Below are 21268 nucleotides of genomic sequence, written 5' to 3' on the forward strand. Positions count from 1 at the left end.
CCATGGGAGCCAGCATTACCCTTGCAGGTGAAAGCCTGATCGCGCAGAAAGTCGGCGCACAACAATCTCTAAACGTTGCCCGATTTGTCCTGGCCAACGTGCCCGGGCTTGACCCCAACGCCGCCGTAGATCGAACAGCGAGCAAGCCAGCGCCGGCGCAAATCGTCGGCACCTATGACGTAACCCAGAAAGGTTTCGTGAACCCGAACCAGGTGGTCTATAGCCTGATGCTCGGTAGCGACGTTGGGGACTTTGACTTCAACTGGATCGGCCTCGAAACCAGTGAAAACGTGTTGCTGGCCGTGGCGTATTTGCCGGTACAGCAAAAGCGGCGAAACATCCCGCCGCGTCAGATCGGCAATAACGTGACGCGTAATTTTTTGGTGGTGTTTGACGGCGCCCAAGCGCTGACCGGGATCAAGATCGATGCCAGCACCTGGCAGCATGACTTCACTGTGCGCCTAAGCGGCATTGATGAGCGCGAGCGCTTGAGCAATCGCGATGTTTTCGGGCGCGCTTGCTTCCACGGCAGTGCGCTTGAACTGCAAAAAGTGGGCAGTGCGTACAGCCTGAAACCTGGCATTGCCTATGTTGAAGGTGTTCGGCTGGAGCTAAAAGGCGCCCAAGCTGTTGCTGTTCCTTCAATCCCTAACGTTGCATGGCTTGACGTACGCCTGCAGCGCGAATTAAGCGATGTGGTCGGTACGTTCCAGGTTGTGTTTGGTTGGGACAAGCAGGACTACACCGACAGCGCAGGTGTACGGCATTACCTGGTGCCCATTGCGGAGTTACCAACGACCGCCGCGATTAGCGATCTGCGAGCCGTTGAGCCGATCGCCGGCGAGTTGATCAAGCACCTGGCCGCTCGTACTGGCGATTATCCGGGGTTACGCGCTCGATCCACGACAAAGGATGACGTGGGGCTGGGGCAAATTCCGAATGCCATCAGCAGTGATTCAAGTACGGATGACCCTTGGATTCTCGCTACAACCCGTATGGTTCAGGTCGTGCGTAATCATCTGTACGCCGGCATTAATGCGTTGGTGGATGGAACCACCGCCGCCGGTAGGGCAATAAAGTTGGTAACTGCGCGCAGATTCATTTTCAGCGGCGCAGCCACCGGCAGCGCGACATTTGACGGTTCAGCTGACGCCAACGTGACTCTCACTCTTGCAGATAGTGGCGCGGTGGCGGGGGCGTATACCAAAGTCACCATTAACTCGAAAGGGCTGGTCATAGCGGGAGGTAATCCTTCAACCCTGGATGGCTATGGCATTACCGATTCATACACCAAAAATGCGGCATACGACACTTTTGTAAAACAAGGTGGTGGCATCGGCCAAACGCCAAACCGTGTGTTCATTGGTTGGTCTGATATAGGGCTCAAGGCAACAGTTGACGCTACTGATTTAGGTCGGATTTGGACCGAATACAGCTTCAATCCTAGCACCAAAGCGGATAAGTCGAATTCGCTCGCGGGATACGGCATTAAGGATGCCTATACCATTGATCAAACTAATCAGCAGATTAATTACCGCGTTATCCGCGACGGCATCACTGCTGCCGGCCTTGCTGGGGGAGATTTAAACCTTCCGTACTTTCGGCGAGAGACAGATGGGCAAATTCAATATCTGCAACCGAGGCTGGGATATACGCCGGTTCAACAGGGCACAGGGATCGGGCAGCTAGGAAATCTTATTAAGATTGGTTGGAGTGGTAATGCACTCAAGGTTACCGTTGATAATCTTGATCTTGGCGTAGTTTGGTCCGCCTGGAACTTCAACCCTGATGACAAGGCAAATAAGGGTAATTCCTTACAGGCGTATGGCATCACGAATGCCTACACGATCGAGCAGACTAACCAACAGCTCATGCTCAGGACTGTGGGGGATTCTGTATCTACGGTAGGGTTTGCAAGTGGTAACTCGGCTTACCCCTACTTTCGTCATAAAGATAATGGGCAGGTTTACTACCTTCAACCACAGCTTGGGTTCGCGCCCGTAGAACAGGGCGGCGGTGCGGGGCAGGCCACTAACAAAATTCGCTACGGTTGGGATAGTCAAGGCCGAGGCATGCGTACCCAAGTAGACAGTTCCGACATGGGGTTGCAGTGGGGCGAGAAGAATTTTTACAGGCCTGATAGCGATAACTTTATGCCTGTCGGAGTAAACGGTACTTCAGTACAGCTCCCACCTGGCGGCTCCTGGTGTTATTCGCTCATGCATTACTACGCGGCGGGTCAGGGTGTTGTTGGTAAAAGTGGTCATGCACCAGGTGGGACCGTAATTTCATTTAGTGGCGGAGCAACAATTTACGGCTTCGCGTGGAGATATGCTCCGTGATTGAAGAATTTGAAAATGCCGGGGTTGCAGCTCCGATTGACGATTCACCATCTGCCCCTCCTGCGGAAGTAATGGTGATGTTCAGCGACGTGTCAGTTAAAGCGGACAAAACTTTTGTGGTCACCGTAGCCGGTAATCGGTGTCATGTTACCCAGGACTACAACAAGCCTTTGTATCAGGCCATTCGCGCCTACCTGGATGAGGGGGGGAAGTTTTCAAAATATGCGGAAGATGTTGTTGTCGAGTCAGATCCGCTTGTACTTGCCCGGCTTTGGGCTGAAACAAGTTTGCAAAACACGGAAGCGCTCGTTTCTCAATACCGCGACGCCCGGGACCTGGAAGGACCTACACCCATTACGGCTGAGCAGTTCACCGGTCTGCTGACTTGGCGTCAGGCGGTAAGGGAATGGCCCAAGGCAAAACGGTATCCGGCGGAGTCGAGCCGGCCCAATGCCCCACAATGGTTGAGCGCGGTTCTGAAAAATGATCAATGATTGGGCGCCGGTAACCATGCGTTGGCCTGCGGAGGCTACGCAGTGGATGGGTCAGCTTTCAGCGGCCCAAGAACTTGCCGGCGGCGAGCTGACCAGCACAGCTAAGCGCCTGGCTGACCTGAGCGGGAAAACCTCAACCAGCCCAGGGCCGGTGGGTGACGCCGCGCAGGGCGCAATAGCGGCCGGCCGTGCTGCACTTGCTGATCAAATGGGCGACGTTCCGACCTGCTTGGTCGTGACGCCTTTTCAAAGCGGGATTGGTCAGGGCAGTGGCTACCAGCGTTTTCTTTCCGCGCCGAACCTGCTGCAGCAGCTGGCCGGCAAACTGGTGGACGTGAGCGACACCGGCCGGCCGGACGGACCCCAGTTCGCCCTGTGCATAATGTTCCTGTCGACGCGCTTTGATCAGTTGGCTGCGAGCCTGGCACGCTTCAACGCCTTGTTGCCGTTGCCTGACCTGGTGCGAACTGAACGACGTGCACGTCACCTGTCGAAGCTGGAGACGGAAAAGTGGGAGATCCCCGCCGCAGGCACCTTGCCTCGTTGGCAGGCGTTGCCCTTGGAGCGCTGCACCGTAGTGAAGGCCGCGCAGCAATCCATGGCCGGCCAGCTTGCCGTTCTGGAGGGTTACGCCGCCGACAGTTCGCCCATGGCTGACCTTGCCGGGCTGGCCAGCCGCAAAGCCGCCCAGCAAAAGGGCCGGGATCAGCAACTGGCCGACCTGAAAGCGCTATTGGCCGATGGCAACCCGGACAGCAGCATGTGTGCGCGCATGATCGGCCCTGGCAGCGCCACCCAGCTACGCGAGGCGCTGTTGACGGGCGATGCCCCGGGGCATGAATGGGTGCTGTGCGCGGGCGCGCTCCTGGTGGGATCTGAGAAGGGTTTGAGCTTCGTCCGCGAACTGGTGGGCCTATGACTCTGCTACTTGACGGGCAACAGGTACGCGGGAAAAACCTCAAGGTCACCGGCAATTTGCGGATCGAGAGCGACGACCTGTCAGGCCAGACCAGCAACACCGACAAGGGGCATAAGGGCTTCAAACCCAAGACATTGACGGTCAGTCTGATGATTCCGTTCGTTGACCAGGTGCAACTGCGCGACCTGATGCGTCTGGTGGAAGCGACCGCCGGCGGTGGCCAGCTCAAGACATACCGAATTGTCAACGACACCGCCGCCGCTTTCGGCATGCGCCAGGTGACGTTCACCGAGGGCGTGAGCGCCCGGGAAGACGACAACCTGCGCGCTTGGCTGATTCAGTTCACCTTGGCAGAAAAACTGTCCAACCCCGAAAAGGTCGAGGGACGGCGATCGGGCAACGCGGTTACCGCACAGTCTGGCCCTGGCGGGGCGGTTGGCGGCGCCGGTGGCGATTCACCTGATGGGGCCGAGGAACTGACCGGATTTGAAGCAACTTTGAAAAAAGTTGACACCTGGCTGGGTGGGAGTGCCAAGGAATGAAGCTGCACAAGGAATTGGCAATCAACGGCAAACCGTATGTCCTGGTCAAAAACGAAGTTCGGCTGGATGCGAAAAGCCCCGGCCGGGCGACGTTCACCATTCAGGCCCGTGCGCCGGTCAAAGGGCTTGTGACGCTCGATATCGGATACAACGACAGCACGCTGCAGCGACACTTCATTGGCTACGTGGAACGCTCCACCACGGCCAGCAGTGGCCAGCAGGTGCTGTTCTGCCGAGAGCTGGCCGCAATCCTGGCCAACCCATTGCCGCTGAATCTGCGACACGTCGACCTGCGCGCGGTCCTGGTCGAGATCGGCCAACACACCGGTTTGCGCTTCCGTGTCCCAGAACAGCCTTATGCGAGCGTCAAGGCGCCGTTTTTCTACAGCCTGGCTGCTGGTTACCAAGCGATGGATAGCCTGGCCCGGGTATTCAACATTCCCGACTTCATCTGGCAGCAGCAGGGTGACGGGGAAGTATTCGTCGGCAGTTGGGCAGACAGTTTTTTTGGCGTTCGCTCGCCGCTGCAGCTGCCAGTGGAACTGTTCGACGACTACCAGGGCAACCAAAGCGCGATGATTGCGGCCCTTCCCGGGTTGCGACCAGGTGCAACAATCAACCACGGCGAGCGCATCACCAGTGTGGCGCTCATCGACAACCAGATGGCCATCCGATGGACGACGCAATCCGCCGCAGCGTAGAACGACAATTCCCTGAACTTACCGGCGGTTACCACCTGCCACGCTTTGCCCGGGTTGTCGCCGTGGCCGACGCCCCGGCAGGTGCCGGCATCTGTGACGACTTCCGCCCACGCTATGCGGTCGACATCGAGGTCATGGGGCCGGATGGCGAGCCAGACACCAAGCTGCCGATCCTGGCCGGCGTGCCGTTGCCACTGCCCACCGGTGGCGAGGAAATGGGCATCTATGCGTTCCCCGAGGAAGGCACCCAGGTTGTGGTGTGCTTCGCGTACGGTCTGCCGCACAAGCCCTATATCCAAACCATTCTGCCTCACGGCCTGAGCATGCCCAGCGTCCCGAAGGGTGACCAGGTGTGGCAGCACAGCGAAGCCTGTCAGCAGCGTGTCGACGCGGACGGCAACTGGCTGCGCCAGACTGACGGCAAGATCCTCGACAAAGCGATCGAGCGGGAAGTGGAGGCGATGGGCAACACGGAGCGGTACCAGAGCCACACCAGGACCGTGGACGACCATTCAAGCGAATCGGTAGGTGGCATCAAGACGCTTGAAGCCCTGGGCGCGCTCAAGCTGCTGTCGGGCGGATCTGCGAGCCTGGCGGCGGTGGATGACTTGCACCAGGCGACAGGGCGGGATCTGAACCTGGTGGTTGGGCAGAAGCACAACGCCACGGTGGGTGGCGACATGGAGGAAAGGATTCAGGGGCTTCGCGAAAGCGTGGCAGCGGTCAGCCAGCGGTTGGTGGCCCCCAAAACCTGGTTGGGATCGGAAGCGGTTAATGTATTGCAGGTGTTATGTGATCTGCTCGACCTGGTGCAACAGATGAACACTCAGTTGGCGAGTCACACTCATGGGCCTACACCGGTGCCAGGCAACGCAGGAGCATTCACGACTAATGCAGCTACCGTTGCTGTACTCGAGCAAAAGCTACAGCTCATCACGCTTTAGCCGGCCATTACGCGAATATTTTCTATCCCAAGTCACTGGGAGCGACGAGGCGAAAGCACTGCGGGTGTGACGGCTCATCGGGAACGTGTAAATTTCGACTTTGTACTTATTTAAGATACTTTTCCGCTCCGAATGAATTGGTAAGTCTGCGGGAGATCGTATTCATTACACTACGGCAACAATTTAGAAATATATTGTAATCCTCATCGTCGATCCCTTGCTTCCTTTTGCCATGAGCGATGTCATTACGTACATTTAGTAATCTGTTAAGTGGAGAATAGGCGTCCTTCAAGTCGGAATATTCCAGGCCTACTTGAAATAGCATTTTTTCAAGAACCTCCCTTCCTACGTTGTTTTCTGTATTTACATAACCTTCAGCGATTACCACCGGATGGTCATAAAAGTTACCTATATGTGTTATGAAGTCTACGTCACGGGCGAATCCATGTAGGTGTTTGTCATCAGGTAACGCCTTTGTGAAGAAAGGGCTTTTGCTGTTGATATCTTTGAGGGCCTTCAACTCTTTTGCAAACGCCGCCGCCGCAATAGCCGGACTTACATCCCGGCAGGTTAAGCCTTTGCGGTTAACTTGGTCTACGTACAAAGAGAACGCAAATCTAACAAAGCCTTCAATGTGTGCATATAAAAGACATACTATTGATCGGCGTATTTTAGGACGATCCTTCTCTGCTAGGCCTTCTTGCAAGTTGTTTAGAAACCTGATTTCAGCTTCGCGCCACTCGCGCTCAAGTTCTATTTGCTCTTGAAAAATAGCTAAGCTCATATATCAACCTCTGCGAGTTTATCTACCACAACCCGAATACGGCTATTCAGCGGGCCTGGTGAGTTCTTACCTCCACCAGTAGTGTGGCTAATAAAGCCGGCGTCAGATTTGATTTCTATAAGCTTTGCTCTAATTAAATCAATGTGGCTATTGTTTGAGGCGTCGATTTTTTCCAAGTAAGGCTGCAACCCTACACATATCGCCTCGAAGTGATATACGGAAAAATTCGATTGAATACCCTGTTTTCCCGATCTGCCAAAACTTTTGTCTTCAAGGCATTTTCTTAAAATCGAAAAAGTATTCTGAAATATCTGCTCTTCCTCAGGGTAATTGAAAATTATTTCTGTGTTCTCAGGGTCGGTGACTTTTTCTGTGTATTCTGTTAAGAAGTCTGATACATCATGAACAAACTTATGTTTGTAGTTTTTAAGGGCGAGAAAGCGGATCACTAATTCTTGATCAAACGCTCCAAGCTTTTGCTGCTCTGAAATTTTTGCAGTGCAAATTTCAAAGTCTTCATTTTTGCTAAGTTGAATTACGAAGTCTATAAACTTAGAATCTAACATGCGGATTGTGCAGTTGCGTAATTGCTGACTCGTTAACGCCTCGCCGCCCGTATTCAGTCTTTTAAACATGTGGTAGCGAAACTTATTGTCGCTTCCTTTTCGAACTACCTCGACACGTACAAAAGCACGCTTCAATCTAATCTTCAAAGCCGTGGGGAAATCGTCGAATACCAGGTCGTTCAGATCTTCGACTATGTCGCACTCTTGTAGTTTTAGATACTCCCCTTTCTTAATTGGATCATTTAGATGAGGGGCGTCTAGCTCCCCACGCAAATGTAAGTAGGATGAGAATCTTTGCAGCCCATCAATCAATTGATATTTGCCGTTTTCGTCTTCGACAACATATATTGGTGGTACGGGCATTTCTAAAAGTAAAGATTCGATAAACCTGGACTGCGCCCCCTGACTCCAACGGAAGAGCCGCTGATAGTCTGGGTTGATATCCAGCTCACCATCTTTAAACATGTCTAGAAGTTCATTGAAGGAAAGGTCAAGGCTTTGTGTGTGAACCTTTTCAACCTTGGACTCTAAAGCGCGTATTAGTTCGTCCTGATTCATGTATTTCTCCTTACTTGTGAAATATCAAAACGCTTTCATGAGCTATACTTTTTTTTCTATACCTTCGACTTTTAGCATTTAGGTTGACCATATTTTGCTTGCTCTCAAAGTCATGTCTTTGATTGAGCTTCATTCCGGATATTAAAGCGATTTCCGTAAGTATAGACGGTAAGTTGCAGTGCACATCTTTATAAAAGGAATCCTGTACCACACAAACAAAATTTGCTTCTGGTTTCATTACTCTCGATATCTCTGCAAGCGAAAGGCTGAGATCCAGAAAGTATTTTAGTATGTTTTTATAATAATAGGTTGCTGATGATTTTGACGAATGCTCTCTAACGTCAGTCAAAAACTTAGTGCACATGCCGCCAAGTTTCGATGGTTCCCATTCAATTATGCCTTTAGAAACTGTAGTAGTTCCCATCAGAGAGCGCCTAACCTCTTCAATCGAGCTTGTGCTCAGATCTGACATTATTGCTAACTCAGGAAGAGTCGCAATTCCATAATCGATTCTCGTGCAGTAAGGAGGTGAGCTGAGAACCAAGTCTATACATTCGTCAGGCAAAGGCAAGTTGGCAGAGGACGCGGTCATTAAGGAAGCACGGTCAGACGGCCATGTATGAGTCTCTGAGCTCAACCCTTTTAGCATTTCTATGACCAAGAACGAATACCGTTTTTTAAATAATTTCCAATCCACATCAATTTTGTCGACCTCTAATTTAGGTCTTTTTATCCAGGTCGGGTTGGAGGGGATAAAAGCCTTCAGGTACTCCCGTACGCTATTGAAAAGTGCAGTGTAGAGGACGCACTGTTCAATTGATAAAGATTCGACTTTATCGAGCATTGCGCTATGGCGTGCGCCCCCCAAAATCCAATGTTCAACTTTGCGAATGGCAAGCACACCAGATTTGTGGAACCAAAATTCGAGAGGATCGTTATCTTCTATTTTTCTCAAGCGAACACTTGAAAGTTTCTGAAGTTTTAAACTTATATGGACCGCCTCTTCTACTGTCGCCTGTTTCGCTTTCGCTATCACTTTCATGACTGGATTTAAATCAATTCCGACGGAGCGATAGCCGCTGAGGGAAGACATTAGTGTAGTCGTGCCAGCACCATTCCAGGGATCTAAAATTACTGATGACTCTGTAAGCTTACTAGAGTCGATAATGCTTTTTGCAAAAGAGTGAGAGTAGCCAGCATAATAGTTATACCAATAAGGCTTATCCTCTATTTCCTCGTTCACTCTTTTTGGATTAATTACTAGCAAGTTCATCTCGATTCTTTGAATACATTGTCGCAATAGCTTCAACGACCTTTACCAGCAGCAGTGTAGACATTCTGCACTCTGGAATCTGGCACCTCGAAGGGCACGTGGTTTACCTAACGCACTATACCTTGTAAAGCACCAGTCCAGCATAGCCAGGTACGCCTAGGTAGGCGACGCGCTGTGATGATCATGGGTAAGGGGGATAACCCTGTTCGCCGACATGGAACGTGGGTGTGGTGGGGTAAATTGACTGTGGTTCTGGAATAGCCGGTTCTGTGATGCAAAAACCTCTCATGCAAAAAAAAATTCAAATGAAAACCACTTATCCCCCTCCCGCCGACGGGGTTTGCGTCCTTTTTTTGTGCAAACCCGGATGTAGTGCAAACGAAGCGGCAGCCCAGGCGGGCCGGGGCGCTCTGCGGGCGATCGGCAGTTTCACAGATTGCAAAATTTTGAAGAGAAGTGCAGTGCGGTTGCACAGCGGTGCAGCAGACAACTACGAACGGGTCAGGGCTGGAGGCCCCGGTTTCATTGGGTCGAAAATTTTAAAACATTTGAACCAGGCGGTTTTCAGAATCGCAACCGGTCGAAAGTGCACGTTATTGCAGGTACAGGGCGTGTCTCAGGATATGCAGGGAGTTGCCCGCCGCCTGGGCCTGGCAGGCTGATTACATGGGGGAGAGGGGTTTCAAACTTTTGCAGCGGCGCCGCGTACATGAGGAAGGGCGCCGAGGCGTTCCAGTCGGGCGAATTCCGCTTCTACCAAAGGCACCAGCAACTGGTTCAATGAGCCATAAAGTGTGTCGGCCTGATGTTGAGTCAGTCTTTTTACCGTGCCGGTCACGCCGCTGGCGCAGCACACGCAATCGGGATCAATCCCGAGGATGTCCAGCGCACCATCTATATAGCCTCGCAGGTAGTCAGCACGGTTGAACAGAATCAGGCTGGCCGGTCCTTCCTGGTAGTCCCAATGGACCTCCCACAGGGCGCCTTTCTTGATGACTTCAATTTTTGGAATGGGAGCGACGGAGCTGGGCTTTGTCATGGTGTTCTCCGGATTAAAGTCACGAGGCGAGAGCAGTCTGGTGGGGCGTGCCTGAACGGCTGCTGAAAACTTTTTCCAGGTACACCCCCTCCTGACACGTAAGTGGCGTAAGCGGGTCGAGAAACGCCTGAAAAGCCCCGGATTCATTGGGGGGCGTCACTTACAGTCACGTCGTCAAAAAGTGTAAGTTAGGAAAGGTCATTAAAAAAAACCTTTAAAAACAACAGGTTGCGGTCGCCCTCACTTACAGTCACGAACTGTTCGGCGCCGACACTGATCTGACAGTCTACTTACGGTTTAGAAATGGTTCTAAGCCATTGAAATATAAGGGATAGAGATAGATAAAAAATCTCACTTACACTTCTTACGCACTTTTGATGGGTGCACCGGAAAAAAATCCCGTGTGTCGTAGGGGGTGACGCTTGATGCGTGGACACACTTCGGCGGCGTTCAACTTGGCGGGGTATTGGCCAACCAGGACTGCCTCATCTCACCCGTTCAAGCTCGTACCAGCACCCTGAAATACCCCTCCAGAAGCGCTTGTTACGTGCGTTGTTACGTATGAGGAAAAAACAAAGGGCCTGCATCGCTGCAAGCCCTTGTTTTGTATGGTGCCGGCACCAGGAGTCGAACCCGGGACCTACTGATTACAAGTCAGTTGCTCTACCAACTGAGCTATACCGGCGTGTTAGGGCGACGATTATAGCGATTGATATGCTTCTGTAAACCCCTGAATTCTGACTATTTTTGCAGAAGTGAAGGTTTTTTTGCGATCACCGCTTTTTCGTCGCTTCAGGGCGTGCAAATCAGCTCAATTTTCGTCGCCGCAATCGTCGGTGAATTTCTTCGGCTTCTGCACTTGCACTGGGGCCTTTGAGTCCAGATACGTCATACGCGCCTTCACTGCGAAGCAGCCCATGCGGGTGGCGCTATTGGCGTTGGGCGGTCAGGCTCCAGGAAAGCAGGCTGGCGGCGATGAAGGGTTGCCAGTGGTTCGCGGTGTGCCGCTCATCTGAAAGCGTTTCGTTACAAACACCCAGTACTGACAGCATCAGTTTGCTATCACACAATGCGCCCCACAATGAATCAGCGGTTTAACGCAGGGGTCAGTCAGTGGGGCGTGCAGATCACAGTCCAATACCAGGCACTGCGCTGGCTGAGTCTTTGCAGCGGTTGTTTGAACAATTGAACCAGGGCGCTGCGCGGGCTGTGTATCCGCCCGAGGTGGCTGAAGAGCGGCATGGCGAGGTGTGTTCGGATGCTTCGGCGCCGAAGGTTGTGGTGGTGGTTTCTGCCACGGGCGGTGTGGGGCGCAGCACGTTGGCGGCGGCGCTTGCCAGTGGTTTGCAGCGTCAGGGGCATCCGGCGTTGGCGTTGGACCTGGACCCGCAAAACGCCCTGCGTTATCACTTGTGCCCAGGGTTTGATTTGCCGGGCCTTGGGGCTGTCAGCCTGCTCAACCAGACCTGGGCGGCTTTGCCCAAGCGGGGGTTTGCCGGGTGCCGTATGGTCGCTTTTGGCGAGGCTGACCCGGTGCAGCAACAAAGCCTGAAGCGCTGGCTGGGGCAGGACCTGGGGTTTCTGCGCAAGCGTTTGGCCGGGCTCGGGCTGAATGGGCAGGACACGGTGGTGATTGATGTCCCTGCGGGTAATACGGTGTACCTCAGCCAAGCGCTGTCGGTGGCGGATGCGGTGCTGGTGGTGGTCCAGCCGGACGCCGCTTCGTTCCACCGCTTGGCGAACATGGACGACGTGCTCGCGCCGTACCTCGCAGGCGAATCGCCACTCCAACGGTTTTACGTGATCAACCAAGTGGACGTTGGCCACGCGTTCAGCCAGGACATGGCCGGCGTGTTCAGGCTGCGCCTGGGCGATGCGGTGCTGGGCGCGGTGCGCCGCGATCGCGCTTTCAGCGAGGCCCACGCCTACGGGCGCGACCCGCTCGACCCGTTGCTGAACACTGTCGGTTGCCAGGATATAAATGCGTTATGCCGTGCCTTAAAAGGGCGCATGCATCCAAGCCATTAATTTGACTATTTACCGCTCGTCTAGAAGTTGGTCAGTAAAAACATCAAAATAATGACACTCTTGTACGCCTGTCACAGAATGCCTCACTAAGACGCCAATAATAAGACCTGCGGTAAGTGCCTGCTTGCCGACCTTCACGTCTTGCAGCTGCGTCGTGAGGAGCTGGTTATGAGCCTTAGCGAAGAACTGCTGATGTTGTTCGGCAAGAACGTTACCCATGATGCCCAAGGCATTAATGCGCGCCTGCACTTTTTTGGCAGCGTGCCTGCAAATGAACCCAACCCTGCCCAAGCCCACTTGACTGATATCGCAGCGCTGCGCCCCAAAGTGGTGGCGTTGGTGTCGATGAATGGCGGGGTTGGCCGTAGCACCCTGGCCACGGCCTTGAGCAGTGGTTTACAGCGCCACGGCGAGTCGGTGGTGGCGCTGGATCTGGACCCGCAAAACGCCTTGCATCACCACTTCGGCGTCAGTGCCACATTGCCCGGCATCGGCCGCACCAGCCTGGAACATGGCAAATGGAGCCCGTTGCAGCAGGTTGGCTTCGCCGGTTGCCAGGTGATTACCTTTGGCGATGTCGACATGGAGCAGCAGGAAACCCTCGAGCGTTGGCTCAAGCACGAGCCCGGATGGCTGGCGCAGCGGCTCGCCTCGCTGGGCCTGAGCGAGCGGCAAACGGTGATTATCGATACGCCGGCCGGCAATAACGTCTACTTCCATCAGGCGTTGAACGTTGCCGATGTGGTGTTGGTGATTGCGCAGGCCGACGCCGCCTGCCTCGGTACGCTCGACCATTTCGATGTCCTACTCGCGCCGCACCTTGCGGGTGAGCGCCCGCCCGTTGTGCATGTGGTGGTCAACCAGGTGGACGAGAGCAGTGCATTCAGCCTGGACATGCTTGAAGCCTTCAAGCACCGGTTGGGCAAAGCGCCGCTGGAGATTCATCGCGACGTGGCCATCAATGAAGCCTTGGCCTTTGCAACTGACCCGTTGGATACCGTGGCAAAAAGGTTGTTCACTGACGATCTGAATGAGCTTTGCCGGTTGTTGAAGGCCCCGAAAAAAACCGCCTAAAGCACGGTTTATTCGCGTGGCGCCAAATGCTTATGCACAATCGGTTGGTTGTTGTAGCCAGGAAACCGCGATTTTGTGGCACCGTTCTCAATACGCTGCAACTGCCTGTTTTGTGTGCGTTTTATTTTGTGAACAAAAAATGACCAGGGTGGCTTTTGCTCTGTAGCGCTGATAGCTACAGCCTCTGGCAAGAATGTATCAACAGAGTTATCCACAGGGCACGTGTAGGAAAATTGCCTCCTAATCGCGCTCAGCCAGCACCATCAAATTGCGCGGTGTCAGAGTGGGTTCGCAGAATCTGCCTATCTCGACGTTGTAGCCTTGGTCCGCCAGAAAAAGTGCCCGGTCCAGCACCAGCCACATTTCCAAAGGGCGCCGAAACAGCGCTCGTACCAACTCCAGGTTTCGCACGTGCGCCAAGCGGCGCCAGCCGTGCGCCTCAAGCGCCGCCCAAGCCTGTTCACCTGTGGAAAACCCCTTGAGGCTCGCCAGCTCCCGGCAATAGTCGGCAAACGGTTTGTCCAGCCAGTGGGCGGGCAGGGAGGGCGTGGGCAGGTATTCGTCACGCCCGCGTAACTGCCTCTGCAACAGATCAAAGCCCAGGCGCCGGGCCATGGAGGTGTCGCGTTGCTGGCGTACACGGTTGCCGGCGGTGACGGTTTCGCTCAGCGGCAGCCCCAGATCATCAACCGACAGCTGCAGCCGCGACGCACGCCCAACCCTCGATAACGCTTGATAATGGTCAGCGCTGATGCGGTTGTAACAGCACGGCGCCAGCGCCAGTTGCTTGCAGCCTGCTGCACTGGCCAGTTGCAACAGGCGCACGTGCAGGTCGCCGCAGGCATGCAGGGCGACGGGCGTGTGGTCGGCGCGGATCGACACGTCCGCCATCACGTCTTGCAGGCGATGGGCCGCGGGCAGGCCGTGATGGTCGCTCAAGGCCTGGCCCGAGGCGATCAGGGCCGGGTCGTATTCGAAGCAGGTCAGCTGTTGGCCGGGTTGCAGCAGGCGGCGGCCGAGGTGGCCTTTGCCAGCGCACCAGTCCAGCCAGTGGGTGGGTGTTTCGGCGAAATTAAGCGCAGTACCGAAGGCTTCGATTTGCTGCCACTTGCGGCCCGGTACGTCGACGTTCAGCCGATGGCGCGCGGGTGCAAGCGCGTGTGCCGGTAACCGGTCCACAGCACTGAGCTGCAACGCCTGCGCGGCCAACGGTGCAAAGGGTGCGGGTGCCGGCAGGTCGTAGGGGTGGTTGTGACAGCGTTCGGCATCGGCCAACGAGCGCTGGCGCAGCCACTGGGCCAACTCGGGATGTTGGGTTTCCCAGGGCAGTTGCAGGTGCGTAAAGGGCCGTGGTCGCCACAGCCCTTGCTGCTCGATTAGAAACGCATCCAGCGCTTCGAAGCGTGCTTCAACGTCCCTGGCAAGCATCGACGCGCAGCCAGCGTTCGAGCAGTTTGAAGCCGCGCACCAGGATGTAGGCCATCAGCAGATAAAACAGCCCGGCGGCGAAGAAGATCTCCACCGGCAGGTAGGTGCGCGCAATGATGGTCCGCGCCATGCCGGTCAGCTCCAGCAAGGTCACGGTACTGGCCAGGGCACTGGCCTTGAGCATCAGGATCACTTCATTGCTGTACGCCGGCAGGCCGATGCGCGAGGCGCGCGGCAGGATGATGTAGAACAGCGTCTTCGGCCTGGACATGCCCAAGGCCCGCGCCGCTTCGATTTCACCCGGCGGAATGGCCTGGATCGCGCCGCGCAGAATCTCGGCGATGTAGGCGGCGGTGTGCAGGGTCATGGTGGCGGTGGCGCACCAGAACGGATCGCGCAGGTAGGGCCACATGAAGCTCTCACGCACGGCATCGAACTGCGCCAGGCCGTAGTAAACCAGGAACAGCTGCACCAGCAGCGGCGTGCCACGGAAGAAGAAAATATACGCGTAGGGCAGGGCGCTCACGTACCAGCGGCGCGAGGAGCGCGCGATACCGAGCGGGATCGCCAGCAGCAGGCCGGCGATGACGGCAATGGCCACCAGCTCCAGGGTCAGGGTCGCACCCTGGGCCAGTTTGGGCAGCCACTTGATGATCACCGCCCAGTTCAGGCCCAGGTCGAAGTGCGACAGCCAGCTGTAGTCACCGCTCATTGGGTGCTCCTTGCAAAGCCGCGGGCGGCACGTTTTTCCAGGAAGTGCATGCCGGTCATGGCCAGCACGGTCAGGCCCAGGTACATGAACGCCGCGACCATAAAGAAGGTGAACGGCTGCTTGGTCACGGTCACGCCGATCTGCGCATGGCGCATGATTTCTTCGAGGCCGATCACCGACACCAGCGCGGTGTCTTTCATCAAAATCATAAACAGGTTGCCCAGCCCCGGCAGGGCGATACGCCACATCTGCGGCATGATCAACCGGGTGAAAATCCGAAACTTCGACAAGCCCAACGCCACACCGGCTTCGCGGTGGCCTTTGGGAATGGCGAGGATCGCGCCACGAAACACTTCGGTGGCGTAGGCGCCAAAGCACAGCCCCAGGGCGATAACCCCGGCGGCGAAGGCACTGAGCGAAAGGTCGGGGTTACCGAAGAACTCGCCGAGGGCACGCATCAGGTTGACGGTGCCGAAGTAAATCAGCAGCACCCACAGCAGCTCGGGAATGCCACGAACGATAGTCGAGTAAGCACCGCCCAGCCATTGCAACGGCTTGTAGGGGGATGTCTTGGCCAAGGCGCCGGCAAGGCCCAGCACCAGCCCCAGGCACAAGGCCGTGAGCGCCAGTTTGACGGTCATCAGCGCGCCGGCGGCGAGGGCCGGGCCGAATCCGTAGAGATCGAAATTCATGGTGTTTTCATATCGCGGCAGGCATTGCTAAAAGCCGGCGCGCTCAAGCGAGCGCGTCGGTCAGGCCGTTCAGATCATTCGATGCTGAACGGGAAGTACTTGTCGTTGATTTTCTTGTAGGTGCCGTCTGCCTTGATCTCTGCCAGGGCTTTGTTCAGGCGCTCGCGCAGTGGGTCGCCTTTACGTACGGCGATACCGATCTTGTCGCTTTCTACAACCGGGTCGCCTTTGAATTCATAGGCCGAACCGTCTTTGCTCTTGAGCCATTCGTACTGCACGTACTTGTCGGCGAGGATGCCGTCGAGGCGGCCGGACGTCAGGTCGAGGTAGGCGTTTTCCTGGGTGTCGTAGAGCTTGGCCTCGGTGTCCGGCAGCTTGTCTTCCAGGTAAGTACCGGCCAACGTCGCGCGCTGGGCGCCGATGACCTTGCCCTTCAGGTAAGCCGCGTCGGGCTTGAAGTCCGCAGTGGCTTTAGGCGCGATGAATTGCAGCTTGTTGGAGTAGTACGGGTCGGTAAAGTCGACAGCCTGCTTGCGCTCATCGGTGATCGACAGCGAGGACACCAGGAAGTCGAACTTCTTGGCGTTCAGGGCCGGGATGATGCCGTCCCAGTCGGACACATACACTTCGCATTTCTCGACTTTCATCTTGGCGCACAGGGCGTCGCCGATGTCTTTGTCGAAGCCGACAACGTTGCCGCTGGCGTCTTTATTGTTGAAGGGCGGGTAGGCCGCCTCGATCCCCATTTTCAAGGTTTCTGCCATGGCCGTGGCGCTGAACGCCATCGAAACGGCCGCGGCCAGAAGGAATTTTTTATAGTTCTGCATGCATGTTGCTCCGTTAGCGGTTGCTGGACATGAATTGTTTGCAGCGCGCCGAAAGCGGGTTTTCAAACACCTGCTGTGGCGATCCTTGCTCTTCGACCAGGCCCTGGTGCAGGAACACCACTTCACTGGAAACCTGCCGGGCGAAGCCCATTTCATGGGTGACCAGCAGCATGGTGCGGCCCTCTTCGGCCAGCGCGCGGATCACATTAAGTACTTCCTGGACCATTTCCGGGTCAAGCGCCGATGTCGGCTCGTCGAACAGGATGACCTTGGGCTGCATCGCCAGGGTGCGCGCAATCGCCGCGCGTTGTTGCTGGCCGCCGGACAGTTGCGCCGGGTAGGCGTGGCGTTTATCGCTGATGCCGACCTTGGCCAGCAGGGCTTCGGCCACTTCTATCGCTTCGGCCTTGCTCTGGCCGAGCACACGGCGGGGCGCCTCGATGATGTTGTCGAGGATGCTCATGTGCGGCCACAGGTTAAAGTTTTGAAACACAAAACCGATTTCGCTGCGCAGGCGGTTGATCTGTTTGCCGTCGGCGGCCATCAGCTCGCCGTTCTTTGCAGCCTTGAGCTTGAGCTCCTCACCGGCGACCAGGATCTGACCCTGGTGCGGGTTTTCCAGCAGGTTGATGCAGCGCAGGAATGTGGACTTGCCGGAACCGGAGGAACCCAGGATCGAGATCACGTCGCCGTCGCGAGCGGTCAGCGAGATACCTTTAAGTACCTCCAGCTCACCATAGCGTTTGTGCAAGTTGCGGATTTCAAGCGCGGGCGCGGCCTGGGCCATGTGCGGTCCTCATTGTGTTCAGTGCGTTCTTGCTGTTGGGCTGCCTTCCTGGCGAGGCGCCAAGCTAGCATAGCGTTCAGATGGCAGCCAACAGCGCTACGGACGGTTAACGGGTGGTGTGCGGCAGGGTGTCGCATCGGCACAGCAGTGTGTCGCGCCATCAACAACCTAACAGACGTTTGAACCCGATAAATCCACAGGCTTCGCGTAAAAAAGGGCGCGATGGTGCCAGCTTTGGCCGGGTGTTGGAAGGGTTAACCGGGCAAACGGTCCATATCGGCCCTGTATTGGAGCGTCACGTACTTTTCGTGTGTGTTTTTGGTGCGCGCAGGTGTCTTGAAAGTGGGTCGCACGGTAACGCTATAGCGGAATGCCATTGTTCTCAATGACTTGCGATGACTGATCAATTGTCCTACAGCCCGCGTCAATCGCGACCTTGTAACATTTTGGCGCAAATCTTGCGTAAAAAATAAAGAACGCCCCGTTGGTTTCTTTTCACGAGAAGGATCGCAGGTCGGGCGGACCGTTTTCGCAATTCCTCGCAAAGGTGTGTCAATGAGTAGTACGCAAAGCTCCAATGACCTCGAACAGGGGCTCAAACCGCGTCACGTCACCATGCTGTCGATTGCCGGCGTTATTGGTGCCGGTTTGTTTGTCGGCTCCGGCCACGCGATTGCTGCCGCCGGCCCTGCAGTGCTGCTGGCTTATGCGGCTGCCGGTACGCTGGTGGTGTTGGTGATGCGCATGCTCGCCGAAATGGCGGTGGCTTCGCCGGACACCGGTTCATTCTCCACCTACGCTGACCGCGCGATCGGTCACTGGGCCGGTTTCACCATCGGCTGGTTGTACTGGTGGTTCTGGGTGTTGGTGATTCCGTTGGAAGCCAACGCGGCGGCGACCATCCTTCATGCCTGGTTCCCGAATGTGGCGATCTGGGCGTTTACCTTGATCATCACCTTGCTGCTGACAGCGACCAACCTGTTCAGCGTGAAAAACTATGGTGAGTTCGAGTTCTGGTTTGCACTGATCAAAGTCGTGGCAATCGTGGGCTTTGTGATTCTTGGTCTGGCTGCCATTTTCGGCTTCCTGCCGACCAGCCAGGTCAGCGGCGTTTCCCACCTGTTTGATACGCAGGGCTTCATGCCCAACGGCATGGGCGCGGTGTTGGCAGCAATCCTGACCACCATGTTCTCCTTCATGGGCACCGAGATCGTCACCATCGCCGCAGCGGAATCGAAGAACCCGGGCCAGCAAATCACCAAGGCCACCAACTCGGTGATCTGGCGGATTGGTTTGTTCTACCTGCTGTCGATCTTCATCGTTGTGTCCCTGGTGCCATGGAACGACCCGACCCTGGCGGCCGTAGGTTCCTACCAGACCGTGCTGGAACGCATGGGCATTCCGAACGCCAAGTTGATCGTCGACCTGGTGGTGTTGGTTGCCGTGACCAGTTGCCTCAACTCGGCGCTGTACACCGCTTCGCGCATGTTGTTCTCCCTGGGCCGTCGCGGTGACGCACCGGCTGTGGCCAAGCGCACCAACAAGAGCGGCACGCCTTACTGGGCGGTGATGTTGTCGACTGGCGCGGCGTTCCTGGCGGTATTCGCCAACTACGTGGCCCCGGCGGCAGTGTTCGAATTCCTGCTGGCCAGTTCCGGCGCCATTGCGTTGCTGGTGTACCTGGTCATTGCGGTGTCGCAACTGCGCATGCGCCAGAAGCGCACGGCAGCGGGCGAGAAGATTGTCTTCAAGATGTGGCTGTTCCCTGGCCTGACCTACGCGGTGATGGTGTTCATCGTGGGTACGCTGACAATCATGCTGTTCCAGGAAGCGCACCGGGTCGAGATCATTGCGACCGGGATCCTGAGCTTGCTGGTGGTGTTGGCGGGGTTGTATGTGTCGAGCCGTCGCAAGGCGCAAAGGGCCGGTGCTGCAGTGCTCAATTGATGTGACGCGTGCTGCTTCTGCATCACGCCATCCACCCTGTGGGAGCGGGCTTGCCCGCTCCCACCTTTTGTTTTGGATCAGTCTTGTGCGCCAATCAGCGCTTGGGACGCGGCAACATAATCGGCCTGGAATTGCGGCGACTCGACCCACGCCAGCGCCGCGGCTTCATCCTCGGTATCCGTCGCCCATTGCCGATACTCGATCAGCGCCGCCAGGATAAAGTCGGTCGCTTCTTCCTCACCTTCCTGCTCCAGCACCACCGCCAGCAACGGGTGCGCCAGGAACACCGCACACAGTGCCTGCTGGCTGGTCTCGCCTGCGGTGCGCATTTCGACAAACAACTCGGTTAAATCCACGGACTCAAGGTCAATGCGGCTGTCGTCGCCTGCGAACGCATCCGGCTTGGTCGCAACGGCGCGCTGGGTACGGTTTTGCTTGGCCTTGGCCTTGGCCCGGTGGGCACGTTTTTGCTGCTTGTTCGGCGAGGCCATGGGCTCAACGTCCTTGGGTTCTGGATCTGGGTGGCGTATTGAAGCGCAGGTTGGGGCAAATCCCAAGGGTTTCTAGACGCGCTGGCCGGGTGTGCCTTGCGCCAGCGCGCCGTGTTGCAGCCACTTCAGCGCAATTGGCCACAGCCGGTCCTGATAGTCGCTGCGGAAGAAGGCGAAATGCCCGACGGCGGTTTCGCCAATGTCTTGCGGAGCAATCCGCAGATGAGTGCGCTCGCTGCTATCGAAATAGCTCAGCAACCGCTCGATGGCCGCTACCGTGCCAAAGGGGTCATCGGTGATGCTGATGGCCAGCAGTTGCGCGTTCACGCGGCTGAAGGGCAACTCACCCAAGGTGCGCCCGCTGGGTCGCGTCTCGTACCTGGGCGTGGGCGTGCCCCAGTCGCGCACCACACCGGCCGGCGTATCTTCCAGCCAGCCCAGGCGTTTACCGGGGAAATACCCGCACAGCGCCGTCACCAACGGCATCAGCACATGCCATTTGCCGACCATGCGCCAACGTCCGTTCGCTGCGTAATCGCGCCAATACGCAAACTGCGCGCCGACCGTCACGATTCGCCGAATCACCGCGCCAGAGGCGCCCAACCCCGCCGCGCAGCCACCAAAACTGTGGCCGACCACATCAATCGGCTGCCCGGCAAACTCCCGTTGTGCGCGCTGCAACATCGCTTCGAAATCCAGCACGCCCCAATCCGACCACGACGCCTTGAACCCGCGCAACGAGCCCTGGCGGGATTCGCCGATGCCACGGTAGTCGTAAGTGATGACGTCGAAGCCGTTGGCGAACAGGTAGTCGGCGAAGCGTGAATAGTGGCGGCAACGTACCGAGGTGGCGGCGTTGATGATGACGACCGGGCGTGTCGGGTCGGTTCTGATATGGCGCCAGGTGAAGCCGCTGACAGGGTAGCCATCGGCAGCCGGCTCGCGGAAGGCTTCTGGGGCAGGTCGGGTGGGCAGGTTCATGGGTCGGCTCGATCCTTACGCTTTGGGCCTGGGAGCCGCGCGCTTTTATAAGCATCCGAAACTAACAAATTTAGCCCGCCATGCGCGCAGGAAATTTTCGAGGCTCGACCTGAGCGCCCGCGGTGCTTAGGCTGGCGGT

At 56.4% G+C, this 21268-nt stretch carries 20 protein-coding genes, 1 tRNA gene and 1 pseudogene; 10 read left to right on the forward strand and 12 right to left on the reverse strand.

The genetic code is table 11. The features are described from left to right. The first annotated feature begins 2 nt into the window (after positions 1-2). The 6 genes from CPH89_RS11845 to CPH89_RS11870 are packed head-to-tail and all read left to right on the forward strand — an operon-like array spanning position 3 to position 5942. Positions 3-2342: a phage tail protein gene (locus CPH89_RS11845; protein WP_053253854.1), complete on the forward strand. Its 2340-nt coding sequence runs from the start codon at positions 3-5 to the stop codon at positions 2340-2342. Continuing rightward, complete coding sequence (locus CPH89_RS11850) at positions 2339-2836, forward strand: hypothetical protein (protein WP_232005441.1); 498 nt, start codon at positions 2339-2341, stop codon at positions 2834-2836. Before CPH89_RS11845 ends, CPH89_RS11850 begins: the two co-directional genes overlap by 4 nt. Before the next feature lie 16 nt (positions 2837-2852). Beyond that, complete coding sequence (locus CPH89_RS11855; protein WP_232005442.1) at positions 2853-3755, forward strand: hypothetical protein; 903 nt, start codon at positions 2853-2855, stop codon at positions 3753-3755. Next, positions 3752-4297 carry a baseplate complex protein gene (locus CPH89_RS11860; RefSeq protein WP_053253857.1) on the forward strand — a complete coding sequence of 182 codons (546 nt, stop codon included), beginning with the start codon at positions 3752-3754 and terminating at the stop codon, positions 4295-4297. The genes CPH89_RS11855 and CPH89_RS11860 overlap by 4 nt, the downstream gene beginning before the upstream one ends. Next, positions 4294-4998 (forward strand): hypothetical protein, encoded by a 705-nt coding sequence (locus tag CPH89_RS11865; RefSeq protein WP_053253858.1) that lies wholly within the window; start codon positions 4294-4296, stop codon positions 4996-4998. Before CPH89_RS11860 ends, CPH89_RS11865 begins: the two co-directional genes overlap by 4 nt. Continuing rightward, on the forward strand, positions 4971-5942 hold the full coding sequence (locus CPH89_RS11870) for a hypothetical protein (RefSeq protein WP_053253859.1): 972 nt from the start codon (positions 4971-4973) through the stop codon (positions 5940-5942). The genes CPH89_RS11865 and CPH89_RS11870 overlap by 28 nt, the downstream gene beginning before the upstream one ends. Before the next feature lie 106 nt (positions 5943-6048). On the opposite strand, the gene CPH89_RS11875 is transcribed toward CPH89_RS11870, so the two are convergent. Genes CPH89_RS11875 through CPH89_RS11885 form a run of 3 tightly spaced genes read right to left on the reverse strand, consistent with a single transcriptional unit; the run spans position 6049 to position 9123 of the window. Further along, positions 6049-6726, reverse strand: coding sequence for an MAE_28990/MAE_18760 family HEPN-like nuclease (locus CPH89_RS11875; RefSeq protein WP_053253860.1), 678 nt, complete (start codon positions 6724-6726; stop codon positions 6049-6051). Next, positions 6723-7850: a DUF262 domain-containing protein gene (locus CPH89_RS11880; protein WP_053253861.1), complete on the reverse strand. Its 1128-nt coding sequence runs from the start codon at positions 7848-7850 to the stop codon at positions 6723-6725. The genes CPH89_RS11875 and CPH89_RS11880 overlap by 4 nt, the downstream gene beginning before the upstream one ends. Before the next feature lie 10 nt (positions 7851-7860). Beyond that, entirely contained in the window at positions 7861-9123 is a 1263-nt protein-coding gene (locus tag CPH89_RS11885; protein WP_141125157.1) for a TRM11 family methyltransferase, read from the reverse strand. Between the two features lie 272 nt (positions 9124-9395). Here CPH89_RS11885 and CPH89_RS11890 point away from each other — a divergent pair, with 272 nt between their 5' ends. Beyond that, complete coding sequence (locus tag CPH89_RS11890) at positions 9396-9785, forward strand: hypothetical protein (protein ID WP_053253863.1); 390 nt, start codon at positions 9396-9398, stop codon at positions 9783-9785. A gap of 20 nt (positions 9786-9805) precedes the next feature. On the opposite strand, the gene CPH89_RS11895 is transcribed toward CPH89_RS11890, so the two are convergent. Together CPH89_RS11895 and CPH89_RS11900 are read right to left on the reverse strand one after the other, a co-directional pair. After that, positions 9806-10162: a hypothetical protein gene (locus CPH89_RS11895; RefSeq protein ID WP_053253864.1), complete on the reverse strand. Its 357-nt coding sequence runs from the start codon at positions 10160-10162 to the stop codon at positions 9806-9808. Between the two features lie 609 nt (positions 10163-10771). After that, positions 10772-10847, reverse strand: a tRNA-Thr gene (locus tag CPH89_RS11900). A gap of 479 nt (positions 10848-11326) precedes the next feature. On the opposite strand from CPH89_RS11900, the gene bcsQ (CPH89_RS11910) reads away from it, so the two are divergent. Further along, positions 11327-12190, forward strand: coding sequence for a cellulose biosynthesis protein BcsQ (gene bcsQ / locus CPH89_RS11910; RefSeq protein WP_232005443.1), 864 nt, complete (start codon positions 11327-11329; stop codon positions 12188-12190). A gap of 168 nt (positions 12191-12358) precedes the next feature. Next, the gene (bcsQ, locus tag CPH89_RS11915) at positions 12359-13264 is read left to right on the forward strand and encodes a cellulose biosynthesis protein BcsQ (protein WP_053253865.1); all 906 of its coding nucleotides are present in this window, start codon (positions 12359-12361) and stop codon (positions 13262-13264) included. A gap of 240 nt (positions 13265-13504) precedes the next feature. Here bcsQ (CPH89_RS11915) and CPH89_RS11920 read toward each other — a convergent pair whose 3' ends face one another. From CPH89_RS11920 to CPH89_RS11940, 5 genes are all read right to left on the reverse strand, one after another. Further along, positions 13505-14692, reverse strand: coding sequence for a methyltransferase (locus CPH89_RS11920; protein ID WP_053253866.1), 1188 nt, complete (start codon positions 14690-14692; stop codon positions 13505-13507). Then, positions 14673-15362 carry an ABC transporter permease gene (locus tag CPH89_RS11925; protein WP_053253900.1) on the reverse strand — a complete coding sequence of 230 codons (690 nt, stop codon included), beginning with the start codon at positions 15360-15362 and terminating at the stop codon, positions 14673-14675. The genes CPH89_RS11920 and CPH89_RS11925 overlap by 20 nt, the downstream gene beginning before the upstream one ends. 38 nt (positions 15363-15400) lie before the next feature. Continuing rightward, on the reverse strand, positions 15401-16096 hold the full coding sequence (locus CPH89_RS11930) for an ABC transporter permease (RefSeq protein WP_053253867.1): 696 nt from the start codon (positions 16094-16096) through the stop codon (positions 15401-15403). A 74-nt stretch (positions 16097-16170) separates the two neighbouring features. Continuing rightward, positions 16171-16923, reverse strand: a complete 753-nt coding sequence (locus CPH89_RS11935; RefSeq protein ID WP_053253868.1) for an ABC transporter substrate-binding protein — start codon at positions 16921-16923, stop codon at positions 16171-16173. Positions 16924-16936: 13 nt separating this feature from the next. Further along, complete coding sequence (locus CPH89_RS11940; protein ID WP_053253869.1) at positions 16937-17710, reverse strand: ABC transporter ATP-binding protein; 774 nt, start codon at positions 17708-17710, stop codon at positions 16937-16939. Between the two features lie 555 nt (positions 17711-18265). On the opposite strand from CPH89_RS11940, the gene gabP reads away from it, so the two are divergent. After that, positions 18266-19657 carry a GABA permease gene (gene gabP / locus CPH89_RS11945; protein WP_053253870.1) on the forward strand — a complete coding sequence of 464 codons (1392 nt, stop codon included), beginning with the start codon at positions 18266-18268 and terminating at the stop codon, positions 19655-19657. Positions 19658-19734: 77 nt separating this feature from the next. Here the strand turns inward: gabP and CPH89_RS11950 are convergent, their stop codons facing one another. Together CPH89_RS11950 and CPH89_RS11955 are read right to left on the reverse strand one after the other, a co-directional pair. Further along, entirely contained in the window at positions 19735-20148 is a 414-nt protein-coding gene (locus CPH89_RS11950) for a hypothetical protein (RefSeq protein ID WP_053253871.1), read from the reverse strand. Between the two features lie 4 nt (positions 20149-20152). Next, positions 20153-21129 (reverse strand): annotated as a pseudogene (locus tag CPH89_RS11955) (alpha/beta hydrolase family protein). Positions 21130-21268: the final 139 nt, after the last annotated feature.

Origin of the sequence: Pseudomonas fluorescens, from assembly GCF_900215245.1 — a bacterium.
Classification (GTDB): domain Bacteria; phylum Pseudomonadota; class Gammaproteobacteria; order Pseudomonadales; family Pseudomonadaceae; genus Aquipseudomonas; species Aquipseudomonas fluorescens.